We start from the raw sequence: 16,192 nt of genomic DNA, 5'->3' as shown, positions 1-16,192 counted from the left end.
TTGATTCTAGTTGTCGATGTGGGCAACAGTAACATTGTGCTCGGGGTATATCAGGGCCGTGAACTGCTGCACCATTTTCGTCTGAGCACATCTCGCCAGTCCACAGTGGATGAATACGGCGTATTGATTTATAATTTATTTCATATGTCCCGTATCTCGGCTCATGACATCGAGGGTGTTATTATTTCATCGGTGGTTCCACCGCTGGTGAATGTTATTGAGGCGATGTGTGAGAAATATGTGGGCAGAAAACCACTGCTTGTGGGGCCGGGCATCAAAACCGGCCTGAATTTGCGATACGAGAACCCGCGTGAGGTTGGAGCGGATCGGATCGTAAACGCTGTGGCGGCCGTAGAGAAGTATGGCGGACCGCTTGTGGTCGTTGATTTTGGAACAGCCACGACGTTTGACTGTATTGATGAAAAGGGTCATTATTTAGGAGGAGCCATCGTGCCCGGCATTCACATTGCTACCGAGGCGCTTTATGAGCGGGCAGCCAAACTGCCGCGAATAGAGCTGGAGAAGCCCAAGAAAGTGATTGGACGTAATACGGTGCATGCGATGCAGGCAGGCATTATCTATGGATATGCCGGACAAGTGGACGGCATTGTGGAGCGGATTCGTCAAGAGATGAATGCTGATCCCATGGTTGTTGCAACAGGTGGCCTTGCTTCATTGATTGCTGAAGAGACCCGAAGTATCGAGAAGGTGGACCCGCTGCTTACGCTTGAAGGGCTGCGAGTCATCTATGAGCGGAACAGGGAGAGGTAGACATACAAAGGGCGGCATACAGCAGGCTGGAGTATCAGCTTTAATGTTGAGCCGTTTTTTTCTGTTAAAGGAATGGATACAAAATTACACGCCAAAGGAGGCTGAATGACTTGGAAAACAACAACAAGCTTGACCGGTTGATCCGTGGTACAGCGATGAACGGAAAGGTAAGAGCCTTTGCCGTTCAGACAACGGAACTGGTGGAAGAACTGCGAAGAAGACATGATACGTTTCCCACGGCTACAGCAGCCATGGGGCGTACAGTTACAACAGCGGCTATTATGGGAGCGATGCTGAAAGGTGAAGAAAAGCTGACCATCCAGGTTAAGGGCGACGGTCCAATTGGTCAGATCGTAGCAGATGCCAATGCCAAGGGTGAGGTGCGGGGTTACGTTACTCATCCGCATGTACATCTGCCAAGTAACCGTTTTGGCAAGCTGGACGTAGCCGGAGCCGTAGGTACAGAAGGTTTTATCAACATCACGAAGGATTTGGGATTGAAGGAGCCGTACCGCGGCAGCATCCCTATTATTTCGGGTGAACTGGGTGAAGACTTTACGTATTATTTCGCGCAATCTGAACAGACGCCTTCGGCAGTTGGTGTAGGGGTCCTGGTAGATACGGATAACTCCGTTATTGTCGCGGGAGGTTTTATTATTCAGCTGCTGCCAGGTTTAACGGACCCGGAGATTACGGAGATTGAGAATGCGATCGGTGCTCTGCCACCCGTAACAACCTTGCTGAATGAGGGACTTGAGCTGGAGGAGCTGCTGCGCCGTCTCTTGCCAGATGTGCAGGTTATGGGCGAACTGGATATTCGTTTTAATTGCAGCTGTTCACGTGAGCGGTTGGAGAAAACGTTAATCAGTCTGGGTCAGGTTGAACTGGAGCAGTTAATTGAGGAAGAAGGACAGGCCGAAGTGGTTTGCCAATTTTGTAACGAAACATATGATTTTAACAAAGAGCAGCTAGAAACCATCCTAGAACAAGCCAAGAGCTGATCGATGCAGGGACGGGATGAGGTATGAACAGACAGGAAAAGGGACTGTGGACGGCAGTTGTTATTTTGACATTGGGCGTAATGGTTATGGGTACAGTGATGGCTATGCAGGTGCTAAACCAAGGTAAAGACGAAGCAGAGAAACCTCAGGATACAAATCAGGAAGAGGGCAGCACGGTTGCAACCATTAATGGGGAAGTCATTACAGATCAAGCCTGGATTGATGAATTAAAACGACGTTACGGCAGCGAAGTTCTGCTTCAGATGCTGAATCGGAAAGCGGTATATGCCGAGGCTGTTCAGCGGAATCTGGTCGTGACTCCGAAAGAGATTGCCCGAGAAATGGCTGAGGCCATGGATGGGTATGACTCCGAGAAGTCTTATTATGATGCGATGAAATCGCAGCTTGGCCTGTCAAAACAGGATTTGGAGCTGGAGGCGGGTTATCGTTTGCTGCTGGAGAAGATTGCTACCGCTGGCATACAGATCAAAGATGATGACATTAAACAGTATTGGGCAGAGCACCGTGAAGATTACATCACACCTGAGAAGTATGACCTGTCGATGATTGTTGTCAAAGAGAAATCTGAAGCGGAAGCTTTGCTGACGGCTCTGAGGAAGGGGCAGGACTTTGAAGAGGCAGCCCGCACGCAATCCGTGGATAGCTATTCCCGTGACTCCGGCGGCAAGCTGGGCTGGATTGAACAGAATGATCCGTTTCAACCTAAGGCGATTCTGAAGCTTGCGGCACAACTGCAAGTTGGTGAACTTGGTGGTCCGGTAGAAGTGGAAGACGGCTATGCGATCATCAAGCTGAATGATAAAGTCGAGCGCCAGGAACAATCGCCTGAGGAAGTGCATGAAGAGATTCGCTTGCAGCTGGCGCTAAGTCAGGCTGATCCGCTGTCACAGGTGGAACAGATGCTGCGAGATAAATACAAAGCCGTCATTATCTCTGATATTCCAGCATCGTGAGATCATGAATACGAATGACTATTGTCCCGTCTTATAGATATTGCATCTGGATAAAAATACTTTGTCTACAGCCCTTGGGCCTAAGGCAAAGTATTTTTTTGAGTACTCATATTGACAATGTCCTGTAAGGTTGATAAGATGAAAATAATAAATACCTACTCGTTTACTCGGATATAAAAAATACATCGAGATCTGACATACATGAATTTATAATATATTCATCCCACTAAGGAGGGCATTCATATGGCTAAAGTAGTTAATAACGTAACAGAACTCATCGGAGGTACACCGCTTGTTCGTCTGAACCGTATCGTACCTGAAGGCAGCGCTGAAGTATTGGTGAAACTAGAGTATCAGAACCCGGGATCAAGTGTTAAAGATCGTATCGCAGTAAGCATTGTTGAAGAAGCGGAAAAAGAAGGCAAGCTGAAACCAGGCGGTACCATCATTGAAGCAACAAGCGGTAACACAGGAATTGGGCTCGCGATGGTCGCTGCGGCTAAAGGCTACAAGGCTGTTATTGTAATGCCTGAAACGATGAGCTTGGAGCGTCGCAACCTGCTTCGTGCATATGGTGCTGAACTGGTGCTTACTCCTGGGGCAGAAGGAATGAATGGTGCAGTTAAGAAAGCTGAAGAGCTGCTCAAAGAGAATCCAACATATTTCATGGCAGAGCAGTTCAAGAACAAAGCAAATGTGAAAATTCACCGCGAAACAACAGGCCCTGAAATTGTTGAGGCAATCCACTCCGTAGGTGGAACAGTGGATGCATTTGTTGCAGGTATTGGTACTGGCGGAACGATTACAGGTGCGGGTGAAGTGCTTAAAGAAGCATTCCCTGGCATTAAAATTGTGGCAGTAGAACCAGCAGCATCGCCTATCCTTGCTGGAGGCAAACCTGGCCCTCACAAAATTCAGGGGATCGGTGCCAACTTTATTCCCGAAATTCTGGATCAGGAAATTTACGACGAAATTATTCACATCGAGAATGATGATGCGTTCGAAACAGCTCGCACAGTTGCAAAAGAAGAGGGCATCCTGTCCGGTATTTCTTCCGGTGCAGCAATCCGCGCAGGTCTCCAGGTAGCAAAACAGCTTGGAGCAGGTAAACGTGTAGTTGTGATCGTGCCAAGTAACGGTGAACGTTACCTGAGCACACCGCTGTATAACTTTGAAGCGTAAGCATAATATAACGATTTGGCATGCATCATATATTCTGATGAGATGATTCTGATGTATGCTTTGTAAAAATGAATCCTTCCTGCCCTGACGGGTGGGGAGGATTTTTTGCGTAATGCTTTTAAAAGCAACGACGCTTTAGTATACTATCAAACAATAAGAACTATATAAGTTGAACATGTAATACACAACATATATAGCGACAGAGGAAAGGGCGGCTGGCAGCAATGACACACCAGATGACCACATACGCCGACTGGGAAGCATGGGCTGCTCAAGGCTGGACGATGCTGCCTTTTATTACGAGGTCGGATGAGGGGCCGTATCATGGCGGTTTACCGCTGACGTGGGAAGCGGCATGGCAGTATGCATCCCCTAATGCGATTGTGCTGGAGAATGGCAAGGGAGGAAGATACACATTCCTTGGCTTGAATCCCGTGTCCATCGTTTCTGGCAAAGGGCTGGAGGCCACAATTCTTGACGTATCCCGAGGAATTACTCGGACGGATCGGGGCAAACCGCTGGACGTATTAAAAAGATGGATGGCTCCTTACCGCGCACCGAGGGTGAATGGAGCACCGGATTTTGCAGGTGGTTGTGCCGGTTATCTCAGCTACGATGTGGCAAGGTCGCTGGAGAAGCTGCCAACACTGGCTGAAGATCATCCTGCGCTGCCGGATTACTGGTGGATGCGTTTTGAAGAGATATGGGCTTATGACCACGAACAGCAGGCGCTCTTCTGCATGGTGCATCTCGAATTGAATTCAGAGCAGCAGGAGCATGAGGACCTGCGTAGCCGCTATGCGGCAGCAGAGCGGCGCGCGGCAGCCATGCAGCAGCGATGGCTTCATATTTTGGGCTTTGCCCAGGCAGAAGAGCAGCAGCAGGCCCTGGAGCTGCGTCATAGACAGGTGCATCTTGCATTGCGGCGGGAAGAATCGGAGCAGGAAGCGGAAGGATGGCATACCACCTTCCCCCAGAAGGACTTTGAACAGGCGGTGCACAAGGTACAGGAGTATATTCGTCAAGGTGATGTGTTTCAGGTTAATTTATCGCTCAGACATGAGAAGAAGCTGCAGTCGAGTGGTGAGCACATCTATGAATGGCTGCGAATCGTGAATCCTTCACCGTATATGGGGATGCTTCGCAGTCCAGACTTCCAGCTGGTCAGCGGTTCGCCCGAATTACTGGTCAAAGTGGAGAATGGCAAAGTCAGCGCACGCCCGATTGCGGGAACGAGAAGAAGAGGTCGTGATGCGGCAGAAGATCAGGCGATGGCGGATGAGCTGCTTGGCAGTGAGAAGGAGCGGGCCGAGCATATTATGCTGGTTGACCTGGAGCGTAATGATATTGGACGAATTGCTGCATACGGTACGGTCCATGTGCCCGAGCTAATGACCATCGAGAAATATTCCCATGTCATGCATCTCGTATCGCAGGTAGAAGGCAGACTGGCTGAAGGATTGTCGGTATATGATGTGATTGCCGCAACGTTTCCAGGCGGAACGATAACGGGTGCCCCTAAAGTACGCACCATGGAGATTATTGAAGAGCTTGAGCCGGTACGTAGGGGTCCATATACAGGGTCAATCGGGTGGATAGATTACAGTGGTAATATGGAGCTGAATATCATTATCCGCACCCTTGCGATTAAGGATGGTACAGGGTATGTGCAGGCTGGTGCAGGTATTGTCATTGATTCTGACCCCTATCGTGAATACAGAGAGTGTCGGAACAAGGCCAGGGCAATGATGAGAGCTGTAAATTATAGTGAACGAGCTGAAGCAGAGAAGCAAACTGACGAAATGAACGGCGTAACGAATCTAAAATAAATAAGGTACCAGCCGCATGCTGCGGCGGAAGATGAGGAGGAGCGGGCATATGATTCTGGTTATCGACAATTACGATTCCTTTACGTACAACCTGGTTCAATATCTGGGTGAATTGGGGGAGACGGTGGAAGTTCGCCGCAACGACGAAATTGATCTGGCAGGCATTGAAGCGCTGGCACCGGATCATATTCTGATCTCTCCAGGGCCGTGCACGCCGAATGAGGCGGGGATCAGCCTGGCGGTTATTGATCATTTTAAAGGCAGCATTCCGATCTTTGGCGTATGCCTTGGACATCAGGCTATCGGACAGGCGTTCGGTGGCAATGTTATTCGTGCGGATCGTATGATGCATGGCAAAACGTCCGAGATGCACCACCAGGGTACGTCCGTGTTTACAGGTCTGCCTTCTCCGTTTACAGCAACGCGCTACCATTCCCTGATTGTGGAGCGCAGCAGTCTGCCGGACTGCCTGGAGATTACAGCGGAGACAGCAGAAGGTGAAATTATGGGTCTGCGTCACAAAGAGTATGCCATTGAAGGGGTACAGTTCCACCCGGAATCCATTATTACAGACCATGGTCATCAGATGCTTCGCAACTTCCTGTCACAGCAGAAGGCAACCGTATAACATGCAATATGCCGCGATGAACGGAAAGCTGGTTCAGCTGGCATCAGCCGTGGTTCCTGTAACGGATCACGGCTTTTTGTACGGACTCGGGCTGTTCGAGACATTTCGGACGTACGGGGGCAGGCCGTATCTTCTGGAACGGCATCTGGAGCGAATGGCTTCCGGCTGTGCAGAGCTGGGTATCCCTTTTGAAGTCACGGCGAGTGAGGTTGCGGATTGGATATCTCGTCTAATGCAGGCGAACCAGCTTGAGGATGCTTATGTGCGTTATACCGTATCTGCTGGCGAAGCGCCGCTCGGTTTACCTTCAGGAGACTACACCTCTCCAACCCACATTGTATTGGCAAAAGCACTGCCTGAACCATCTCCCACCCTGTATGAGAGTGGAAAAATGCTTCAACGCCTCTCTACTCCGCGCAATACGCCGGAAGGGCAAGTCAGGCTCAAGTCGCTGCATTATATGAACAGCATATTGGCAAAGCGTGAGCTAAACCATCTTGTTCGGCAGGATCAGCGAGTGCAGGGTGCAGAGGGGCTGCAGCTTACCCGGGAAGGGTTCGTAGCGGAGGGTATGGTTAGCAATGTATTTTGGGTGCGCGAGCGTGTGCTCTACACGCCTTCGCTCTCCACTGGCATTCTGCCGGGCATCACCAGAGCGGTGGTCATGGAGATTGCTGCCGAGCAAGGCATTGCTTGCATAGAAACACAGTCGCCGTGGGAGGAGCTGTGGCAGGCGGATGAAATATTTGTGACCGGATCGGTAGCCGAATTGGTTCCGGTGACAACGCTGCGAGATCTGAACGGTCAAGAGACAACGATCAGCAGTGGACAGATTGGCCCGGTTACGGCTGTATTATTGCGTATGTACCGGGAGAAAGCGGGGTATACTTCATGACACTTGCACCAGTCATCTATGAACGAAAATATGAATGGGGGCCAGCTTCGCTTACGCTGGGAGCCCGGACACAGATTATGGGTATTTTAAACGTGACACCTGATTCATTCTCGGATGGTGGACGCTACAATAGCGTGGAACGAGCTGTCGCTCATGCGAAGCAGATGATGGCAGACGGAGCCGATCTGATTGATATCGGCGGCGAATCCACTCGTCCTGGCTCGAAGGTTGTCAGCGCAGACGAGGAGCTTGACCGCATTATTCCCGTGATTGAAGCTTTGCATGCTGAAGCGCCGCACATACCGATCTCGGTGGACACCTACAAGGCAGATGTTGCGCGCGAGGCCATTCAGGCCGGTGCCCATATCATCAACGATGTATGGGGAGCCAAGGCAGATCCGGCAATGGCCCGGACTGCCGCCGAGCTGGGGTGTCCCGTTATACTGATGCATAATCGTCAGGCACATGATTATACCGACTATCTGCATGATGTCGTGCGTGATGTGCAGGACAGCATTCAGCTTGCACTTGCAGCGGGTGTGCAGGAGCATCAAATTATACTGGACCCGGGCATCGGCTTTGTGAAGGATATCTCAGAGAACTTGCAGCTGATGTCTTCTCTGGGCATGCTGAATGAGCTGGGCTACCCTGTGCTGCTCGCCACTTCCCGCAAACGGTTTATCCAGCATACGCTGGATGTCGGTGCGGATGATGCGCTGGAAGGCACAGCGGCAACGGTGGCATTTGGCATTGCCCAAGGCTGCCAAATGGTGCGCGTCCATGATGTGAAGCCGATCCGGCGGACGGCGGACATGTGTGATGCGATGTTATATCGCTCTCCAGGCTTGCGGAGAAGATCATGATGGAGGGCTGATACAGCCCTTCCATGGGAGAGCGAAGCGTTTATCATATAACTTAAATTTTCAATATATTTCAGATAGAGGGCAGGCGAAACGGATGGACAGAATGGTGTTGCATCGTATGGAGTATTACGGATACCACGGTGTTTTTGCAGAAGAGCGGAAGCTGGGTCAACGGTATTACATTGATCTGGAGATTGATATGGACCTGGGTGAGGCGGGGCGTAATGATGATCTGACCAAAACAATTAATTATGCCGAGATTCATGAGCTGGTGAAGCAGATGGTTGAGAACACATCATTCCAGTTAATTGAAGCTTTGGGCGAACATATTGCATCTTCTTTACTAGACACTTATACTATTATCAATGCATTGACAGTCAAGGTGACGAAGCCTCATCCGCCGTTTGATATTCATTTTGGAGGCGTAACGGTAGAGCTTCGCCGCTCAAGAAAGTGAGAACCATTATGATTGCACATTCGACCTCTGAATCCTCAGAGGCTTATATTGCTTTGGGGGCTAATTTGGGTGATCGGGAGCAGACGCTGCTTGAGGCGCTGACGCTGCTGGATGCCCATCCTCACATATCTGTGCTGCGCTGCTCTGCGCTGTATGAGACGGAGCCGGTAGGGTATGTGGATCAGCCTGCGTTTTTGAATATGGCTGCTGCAGTTCTGACAAGTCTGGCTCCTGAGCATCTGCTCAAGGAACTGCTGGATGTAGAGAATCGTCTTGGACGTGTTCGGGATATTCGCTGGGGGCCGCGTACCGTAGATCTGGATTTGCTCTGGATGCACGGCGAGACGCGGGATACCGAATTGCTTCAGCTGCCGCATCCCCGGATGGGAGAGCGGGCATTTGTGCTGGTGCCGCTGTCGGACATCGTGCCGCAGGACGACACATCAGGTTTGTATACCTTTGTACACGCATCGTTGTCTGTACTGGATGGAAAGGATGGAATACAGCGTTGGAAAACATGCAATTGGCCAACCGAATCCGGGCATTCCGGAAGCTGAAGGGGTTAACGCAGCATGAGCTTGCAGCCGAGACAGGCATATCCCTGGCCATTCTGGGAACGATTGAACGTGGAAATCGCAGGGTGACGCAGCAGGAGCTCAGTAAAATTGCTGAAGTGCTTGCGATCAGTGTTGAGGAGTTACAGGGTTTCAAGAATGGATAAAGGGGTGAAACAGCAAGCATGCTGAAGATTGGCAATATTGAAATGATAAATCAGGTCGTTCTGGCACCAATGGCGGGGGTGTGCAACCCGGCTTTCCGTCTGATCGCCAAGGAGTTTGGTACAGGTCTTGTTTGCGCGGAGATGGTCAGCGGTAAAGCCATTGTGCATGGCAACCAGCGAACACGTGAGATGTTGTTTGTCGATGAACGCGAGAAGCCGCTTAGTCTGCAGATCTGGGGAGGCGACCGAGAATCCCTGGTTGAGGCAGCCAGAATCGTAGATCAGGAAACGAACGCAGATATAATCGATATCAACATGGGATGCCCCGTGCCAAAAGTAACCAAGTGTGATGCAGGTGCGCGCTGGCTGCTGGACCCGAATAAAATTTACGAGATGGTATCCGCCGTTGTAGAAGCCGTCGAGAAACCCGTTACCGTGAAAATGCGGATCGGCTGGGATAACGAGCATATCTATGTGGTGGAAAATGCTCTTGCGGTGGAACGCGCCGGCGGAAGTGCTGTCAGCGTACACGGCCGGACTAGAGAGCAGCTGTATACTGGCACAGCGGATTGGTCACATATCAAAAATGTTAAAGAAGCTGTTTCGATTCCCGTGATCGGTAATGGTGACGTAGCTTCCCCGGAGGATGCCCGCCGCATGCTGGATGAGACCGGCTGTGATGGCGTAATGATCGGGCGTGCTGCGTTAGGTAATCCGTGGATGCTGTATCGTACAATCCAGTACCTGAGCTCTGGCCAGCTGCCTCCGGACCCGGATGCCGAAGAGAAAATTCGTGTAGCTGTCCTGCACATGGATCGACTGATCGCACTCAAGAATGAAACGGTTGCGGTTCGTGAGATGCGTAAACATCTGGCTTGGTATTTGAAGGGATTAAAGGGATCAGCGCGAATTAAAGACGTTATTATGGAGGGCACCAAGCGGGACGAGATGGTGGGTATTCTGGAGAACTTTGTGGCTCAGCTGAAAATGGAGGGCAATCTGGAGTCCGAACCGGCAATTGCTGAAAACGCCTCTTGATTACCTCAGTCGTCTTGTAAAACGTTTACAGCCGCAGGGGACGTAACATTGACTTTTCGAGATCGTTCCCCTATAATTTCTCAGTATAAATTCGCCATGTGCGTTTACTAAGTATTAGTGCATCAGGAGGAATATTCTATTTCTCTGGAGAACTTCATATAGTTTTGAAGATGTATGCGGGCGGAGTTCTGTCATCAGCACTGATTCCGTTGCCGTACAATCAAATTATTCCCATGACAGGAGAATCGGTTGAGATGAGCGACAAGGAAGTTATCCTTACACCAGAAGGACTCAAGAAGCTGGAAGAAGAACTGGAAACACTGAAATCAGTGAAGCGCCGCGAAGTGGCTGAACGGATCAAAGTAGCCATCGGCTATGGTGATATCAGTGAGAACTCCGAATATGAAGATGCGAAGAATGAGCAAGCTTTCATTGAAGGACGTATCATTACGCTGGAGAAAATGCTTCGTAATGCACGGATCATTAACAGTGACGAGATCGATACCGATGCTGTGAGCGTGGGAGCTACCGTTATCGTAGAAGATTTGGAGTTTGGTGACATCACGGAATATACGATTGTAGGTACTGCGGAATCCAATCCGCTTCAGAACAAGATTTCCAACGAAAGTCCTGTAGGTAAAGCCATTTTGGGCAAGAAAAAAGGTACCGTGGTTGATGTAAGTGTGCCTGCTGGCGTAATTCAATATAAAATTGTAGATATTAAAAAGCTGTAGTAACGAAGCAGTCAGGCGCAGTAGACAAAAGCTTCCTTAGGGAAGCTTTTTTCAACATTACGGACAAGCGTAAACGCAAGGGCTGCAATGTAAATAAGGAGATGAATACAGATCATGACGGATGAAGTCTTGAATCAGGAAACCGAACTTAGCGAGCTGTTACAGATTCGCCGCGACAAATTGGACGAGCTCCGCAACTTGGGGATCGACCCTTTTGGCCAAAAATACGTACGTACCGAAGAGGCCGGCTCCATTCTGAAGAAGTATGAAGAACTGACCAAGGAAGAGCTGGAAGAGAAGCACATCGAAGTCAGTATTGCCGGACGGATTATGGCGAAGCGGGGCATGGGTAAAGCAAGCTTTGCGCATATTCAGGACCTGAGCGGCCGAATCCAGATCTATGTTCGTCAGGATAGCGTGCCAGAGGATAAATTTACGGCATTCAGTCTGCTTGACCTTGGAGATATCGTTGGGGTAACCGGCGTTGTTTTCAAAACGAAAACAGGCGAGACTACCATTAAAGTAAAAGACCTGGAAGTGTTGTCGAAATCACTCTACCCGCTTCCGGATAAATATCATGGTCTGACCGACGTTGAACTGCGTTATCGGCAGCGTTATGTGGATCTGATCATGAACCCTGATGTACAGCAAACCTTCATTATGCGTTCCAAAATCATTCAATCCATGCGTCGTTACCTCGACTCCCACGGTTATCTGGAAGTGGAGACGCCAACGCTGCATGCGATCGCGGGTGGTGCCGCGGCACGTCCGTTTATCACACATCACAATGCACTGGATATGGAACTGTACATGCGGATTGCAATTGAACTTCATCTGAAACGTCTGATTGTTGGCGGTTTGGAAAAAGTGTATGAGATTGGCCGTGTATACCGGAACGAAGGCATGTCTACAAGGCACAATCCTGAATTTACAATGATCGAGCTGTATGAAGCTTATGCGGATTACAAGGATATCATGGCTTTGACCGAAAACCTGGTCGCTCACATCGCACAGGAAGTGCTCGGCACACAGGTCATCCAATACGGAGATCATGAAGTGAATCTGAAGCCGCAATGGCGCCGTGTTACAATGGTGGATGCCGTTAAAGAAGTAGTGGGCGTAGACTTCTCCGTGCATATGACAGATGAGGAAGCTCATGATCTGGCCAAAAAGCATAATGTAAAAGTTGAACCACATATGACATTTGGTCATATTCTGAACGCTTTCTTCGAAGAGTTTGTTGAAGAGACATTGATTCAGCCAACCTTCATTATGGGACATCCACTTGAAATTTCGCCACTGGCGAAGAAAAGTGATGCTGATCCACGCTTCACGGACCGCTTTGAGCTGTTTATCGTTGGACGTGAGCATGCGAATGCCTTCACCGAGTTGAATGATCCAATTGATCAGCGCCAACGCTTTGAGGCACAGATGCTGGAGAAAGAGCACGGTAATGATGAGGCACATGAGATGGATGATGACTTCATCCGTGCGCTCGAATATGGTATGCCGCCAACAGGTGGCCTAGGCATTGGTATTGACCGTCTGATCATGCTGCTGACCAATTCGCCATCCATCCGTGACGTACTGCTTTTCCCGCATATGCGTCCACGTACACAAGAGTAAATAAGGAACGTAGTCTTCGTTCATAATAGAGGAGGAACCTGCCCGCTCGTTTAATGCCGGGGCAAGTTCCTCTTTGGGTTTACAAAGTATTTTAAAAAGAGGTGCCCTCCATGAAGTTCAGGCTGTACATAGCCCAATTCCTATCCCCTCCGTTGATTCTGGTTGGTGGATTTCTGTTGATCATATCGGTGGGTACAGTGCTGCTGATGCTGCCGATCTCCAATCAGAGCGGGACTCATCTGGCCTTTGTCGATGCTCTTTTTACGGCTACATCTGCGGCATGTGTAACTGGATTGGTTGTAGTGGATGTTGGAACCACCTTTAATCTGTTTGGTCAGATTGTCATTATGATCCTTATGCAGCTGGGCGGGTTGGGCTTTATGACGATGGCCACGCTGTTTGCGCTTGTGCTGGGCAAACGCATATCCCTCAAGGACAGGCTCTTGCTGAAGGAAGCAATTAATGCAGATAGCATGGAGGGGATTGTACGCATTATCCGCAAGGTGTTAATTTTCTCTTTTACAATCGAGGGAGTTGCTGCGGTTGTTCTGGCAATGTTGTGGGCTACCGAGATGCCGTTCATGCAAGCGGTGTACTATGGTATATTCCATTCGGTTTCCTTGTTTAACAACGGCGGCTTTGATCTGTTTGGCAACAGTTTTCAATATTATACGGGGGACTGGATATTTAACATCACGGCATCCATTCTTGTCGTATCGGGTGGTCTCGGCTTTGTTGTTTTGAATGACCTGTTTGAATATCGCAAACGCCGCCGTTTGTCGTTACAATCCAAGCTGGTGCTCTCTGTATCGGGTGCGTTGATTGGGATCGGTGCGATTGTATTGTTTATATTCGAATTCACAAACACTCATACACTTGCATCGCTTACATGGAGTGAGAAAATATACGCATCATTCTTCCAATCGGTCTCTACACGCTCATCGGGAACAAGTACAATTGATATTACACAGATGCGGCAGGCGACTCAATTTTTCTTTATTTTGCTCATGTTTATCGGGGCTTCTCCAGGCTCAACCGGAGGAGGCATCAAGACGACCACGTTCCTGATTATGATTGGGGCTGTTTACGCGATGATTCGCGGGAACAAGGATATTGTGTTTTTCCGTCAGCGGGTTCCTAAAGATCTGCTCATGCGAGCATTGACCATTATTATGGTTTCCCTCAGTATCTTTATGATTGTGGTCATGCTGTTGCTTACAACAGAGGATGCACCTTTTCTCTCACTGATGTTTGAGGCAGCATCGGCTATCGGTACGGTAGGCTTGTCTGTTGGTGTAACCCATGAGATGACGAATTGGGGAAAAATTATTATTACCTTCACCATGTTTGTGGGTCGGATCGGGCCGTTAACGATTGCATACGCATTGCGTCCGCGCAAGGAGAAAAAGCTGTATCGCCATCCGGAGGGCCGAATCATTATTGGGTAAATAAAATTTTTTGAAATGTAAAATGTAAAATACAAGATGTAAAACGTAAAAACGCAGGTATTCAGTGTGAGCGTCCCGGATGTTAAAGGGATGGGCATTGAATAGACTGCGTTTTTTTATTTGCAGAGATGTAGGAGTAAAATGCTCCGGGCATTAATGTCAATCGAAGGACAACTTCAATGATCTGACTTAGAACATAGAGAGGTTAGATGTAACGAGAGAGCTTCATCCATAAGCTTGCCGTTCACCTGATCGGGTCTAAGTACAGCATGAATTGCCAAGCCGTCAACAAGCGCGTACAACCTCTCAATCTCCAGTTCCTGGTCCAGATCAGGTCTGAAAAGGTTGAGCTTCGTCAGTGAAGTGATGGCGATTTCAACAGCGCGTCTGATATCGTTATAAACAGTATCCGCAAGCTTTTTAAATGCAGGATCAGTTTTGGATTTGGCAGTAAAAGCGTACCACACCTCCATTTCAGCCATTTTCTCATCCGTGTTTGGCATCAATTCAAGCAATAATCGTTTCATATCATCCATGGGAGGACCGTTGAAGGTCATGCGCTGAATCCGGGATGTCACCCGTTCGGATACAAGATTCATGGCATATAACAGCAGCTCCGATTGTGTAGAAAAATAGTGACGCATCGAGCCAACAGAGATGCCAGCCTCCTCAGCGATATTTCGAACAGAGGCTTGCTCCATACCGTTTCTTCGGATGACACGCCAAGCGGCTTCAGCTACGAGCACGCGTTGTTTGTCATGGTCTACAATTTTAGGCATAGCTCTATTATATCACTGTTGATTAATATGATACAAATGTGTTAAATTAATTGTAGTACAGTTGTATTATATAAAAGGAGGGAGCAAAATGATCGCTTATTTCATTGTGGCATGTGAAATTGCTTTTTGGGTGTTTGTCGCTGCGGGTCTTAGTGTACGCTATATGCTGGGTAAAAAAAGATTGGGGCTCGCCTTACTGGCAGCTACACCAGTTGTAGATGTTATGCTCCTGGTTGCGACGGTATTAGACCTGCAGCGCGGAGCTGTAGCAAGTACAGTTCATGGCATAGCAGCAATCTATATAGGTGTCAGCATTGCTTTTGGTCACCAGATGATTGCTTGGGCAGATCGTTACTTTCAATATTGGTTTAGAGGAGGGGACAATCCGAGAAGGAATAAACTATATGGAAGGGAACATGCAAAAAACGAGCGGATGGGCTGGATTAGACATCTTGTGGCATGGGGTATAGGGAGTGCTATTCTGCTCATGATGATATGGTGGATTGGTGATGCAGATCGCACAGAAGTATTTTCAGGTTTGATTCGAGTTTGGACAATGATATTGGGGATTGATTTCTTGATTAGCTTTAGCTATACCCTATGGCCGAAAAAGGCAGCGGCAGAGAAAGCCGGATGACAAGTTTCATGAGAGATTATTTTAGCACGCGTGCTTTGCTTCGTCACAAGGTGGTCAGCCACATGTGTTTGGTGCTTTACTCTGAGTAAAAGCGGAGTGTTGTATGTGGCAGTACTTATATCCGTATGCTTAGATAAATACTCTTGTTGTTAAGGTGCATATCGCGTCAAAAAAATAAAAAGTAACACTTGCATTCATATTCTATACATGGTATATTCTAATTCCGGCCAAGAAAACACGGTTTACACGGTGCGGCAAGCAGCTTACAAAAAAGCTTCGAAAGAAGCTTAAAAAAAAGAGCTTGCAAAGTTGGTTCGGAAATGGTATGATATAAAAGTTGCTGAAGCGAACTAGCGACAGTGACAAAAAAGTTTGATCTTTGAAAACTGAACAACGAGTGAGTAATCATTCTGCTTGCAGAATGAACGTGAAGGTTTTTGGTGCATGCCATCTGGCTGCATGAAAACTGGAACAACAATGAGATTTTTAATCTCGTCAGATTCAAAATGAGCTAATCGCTCTTTTCAATACTTTATTGGAGAGTTTGATCCTGGCTCAGGACGAACGCTGGCGGCATGCCTAATACATGCAAGTCGAGCGGACTTGAGG

General features: G+C 48.6%; 17 protein-coding genes and 1 rRNA gene. 17 read left to right on the top strand and 1 reads right to left on the bottom strand.

Annotated elements, in window-relative coordinates:
* The 15 genes from HNR77_RS24575 to HNR77_RS24505 all read left to right on the top strand — a co-directional run bounded on the left by HNR77_RS24575 (position 1) and on the right by HNR77_RS24505 (position 14,167).
* Positions 1-771 carry a type III pantothenate kinase gene (locus HNR77_RS24575; protein ID WP_111273270.1) on the top strand — a complete coding sequence of 257 codons (771 nt, stop codon included), beginning with the start codon at positions 1-3 and terminating at the stop codon, positions 769-771.
* 110 nt (positions 772-881) lie between these two features.
* Entirely contained in the window at positions 882-1,772 is an 891-nt protein-coding gene (gene hslO / locus HNR77_RS24570; protein ID WP_184190136.1) for an Hsp33 family molecular chaperone HslO, read from the top strand.
* A 23-nt stretch (positions 1,773-1,795) separates the two neighbouring features.
* Entirely contained in the window at positions 1,796-2,746 is a 951-nt protein-coding gene (locus HNR77_RS24565) for a peptidyl-prolyl cis-trans isomerase (protein WP_184190134.1), read from the top strand.
* 243 nt (positions 2,747-2,989) lie between these two features.
* Complete coding sequence (cysK, locus tag HNR77_RS24560) at positions 2,990-3,928, top strand: cysteine synthase A (RefSeq protein WP_184190132.1); 939 nt, start codon at positions 2,990-2,992, stop codon at positions 3,926-3,928.
* A 224-nt stretch (positions 3,929-4,152) separates the two neighbouring features.
* Positions 4,153-5,757, top strand: a complete 1,605-nt coding sequence (locus tag HNR77_RS24555; protein WP_184190130.1) for an anthranilate synthase component I family protein — start codon at positions 4,153-4,155, stop codon at positions 5,755-5,757.
* A gap of 49 nt (positions 5,758-5,806) precedes the next feature.
* Entirely contained in the window at positions 5,807-6,385 is a 579-nt protein-coding gene (gene pabA, locus HNR77_RS24550; protein WP_110899202.1) for an aminodeoxychorismate/anthranilate synthase component II, read from the top strand.
* Position 6,386: 1 nt separating this feature from the next.
* Complete coding sequence (locus HNR77_RS24545) at positions 6,387-7,280, top strand: aminotransferase class IV (protein ID WP_184190128.1); 894 nt, start codon at positions 6,387-6,389, stop codon at positions 7,278-7,280.
* A complete protein-coding gene (gene folP, locus HNR77_RS24540; protein ID WP_184190126.1) occupies positions 7,277-8,143 on the top strand; it encodes a dihydropteroate synthase in 867 nt (288 codons plus the stop codon). Before HNR77_RS24545 ends, folP begins: the two co-directional genes overlap by 4 nt.
* A 94-nt stretch (positions 8,144-8,237) precedes the next feature.
* On the top strand, positions 8,238-8,600 hold the full coding sequence (gene folB / locus HNR77_RS24535) for a dihydroneopterin aldolase (protein ID WP_110899249.1): 363 nt from the start codon (positions 8,238-8,240) through the stop codon (positions 8,598-8,600).
* A gap of 8 nt (positions 8,601-8,608) precedes the next feature.
* Positions 8,609-9,157, top strand: a complete 549-nt coding sequence (gene folK, locus HNR77_RS24530; RefSeq protein ID WP_184190124.1) for a 2-amino-4-hydroxy-6-hydroxymethyldihydropteridine diphosphokinase — start codon at positions 8,609-8,611, stop codon at positions 9,155-9,157.
* Positions 9,118-9,321, top strand: a complete 204-nt coding sequence (locus HNR77_RS24525; protein ID WP_253299521.1) for a helix-turn-helix domain-containing protein — start codon at positions 9,118-9,120, stop codon at positions 9,319-9,321. Before folK ends, HNR77_RS24525 begins: the two co-directional genes overlap by 40 nt.
* A gap of 18 nt (positions 9,322-9,339) precedes the next feature.
* Entirely contained in the window at positions 9,340-10,359 is a 1,020-nt protein-coding gene (gene dusB / locus HNR77_RS24520; RefSeq protein WP_184190120.1) for a tRNA dihydrouridine synthase DusB, read from the top strand.
* Positions 10,360-10,613: 254 nt separating this feature from the next.
* Positions 10,614-11,093 (top strand): transcription elongation factor GreA, encoded by a 480-nt coding sequence (gene greA / locus HNR77_RS24515; RefSeq protein WP_110899248.1) that lies wholly within the window; start codon positions 10,614-10,616, stop codon positions 11,091-11,093.
* A 114-nt stretch (positions 11,094-11,207) separates the two neighbouring features.
* A complete protein-coding gene (gene lysS / locus HNR77_RS24510; RefSeq protein ID WP_111273281.1) occupies positions 11,208-12,719 on the top strand; it encodes a lysine--tRNA ligase in 1,512 nt (503 codons plus the stop codon).
* Positions 12,720-12,829: 110 nt separating this feature from the next.
* Positions 12,830-14,167: a TrkH family potassium uptake protein gene (locus HNR77_RS24505; protein ID WP_184190118.1), complete on the top strand. Its 1,338-nt coding sequence runs from the start codon at positions 12,830-12,832 to the stop codon at positions 14,165-14,167.
* Positions 14,168-14,343: 176 nt separating this feature from the next.
* Here HNR77_RS24505 and HNR77_RS24500 read toward each other — a convergent pair whose 3' ends face one another.
* Entirely contained in the window at positions 14,344-14,946 is a 603-nt protein-coding gene (locus HNR77_RS24500) for a TetR/AcrR family transcriptional regulator (protein ID WP_184190116.1), read from the bottom strand.
* A gap of 88 nt (positions 14,947-15,034) precedes the next feature.
* Between HNR77_RS24500 and HNR77_RS24495 the strand changes: the two genes are divergently transcribed.
* A complete protein-coding gene (locus tag HNR77_RS24495) occupies positions 15,035-15,583 on the top strand; it encodes a hypothetical protein (protein ID WP_184190114.1) in 549 nt (182 codons plus the stop codon).
* Between the two features lie 532 nt (positions 15,584-16,115).
* Positions 16,116-16,192 (top strand): 16S ribosomal RNA (locus HNR77_RS24490); the annotation flags it as partial.

Origin of the sequence: Paenibacillus sp. JGP012, from assembly GCF_014203995.1 — a bacterium.
GTDB lineage: Bacteria > Bacillota > Bacilli > Paenibacillales > Paenibacillaceae > Paenibacillus > Paenibacillus silvae.
This window is presented reverse-complemented; position numbering and strand designations above follow the sequence as displayed.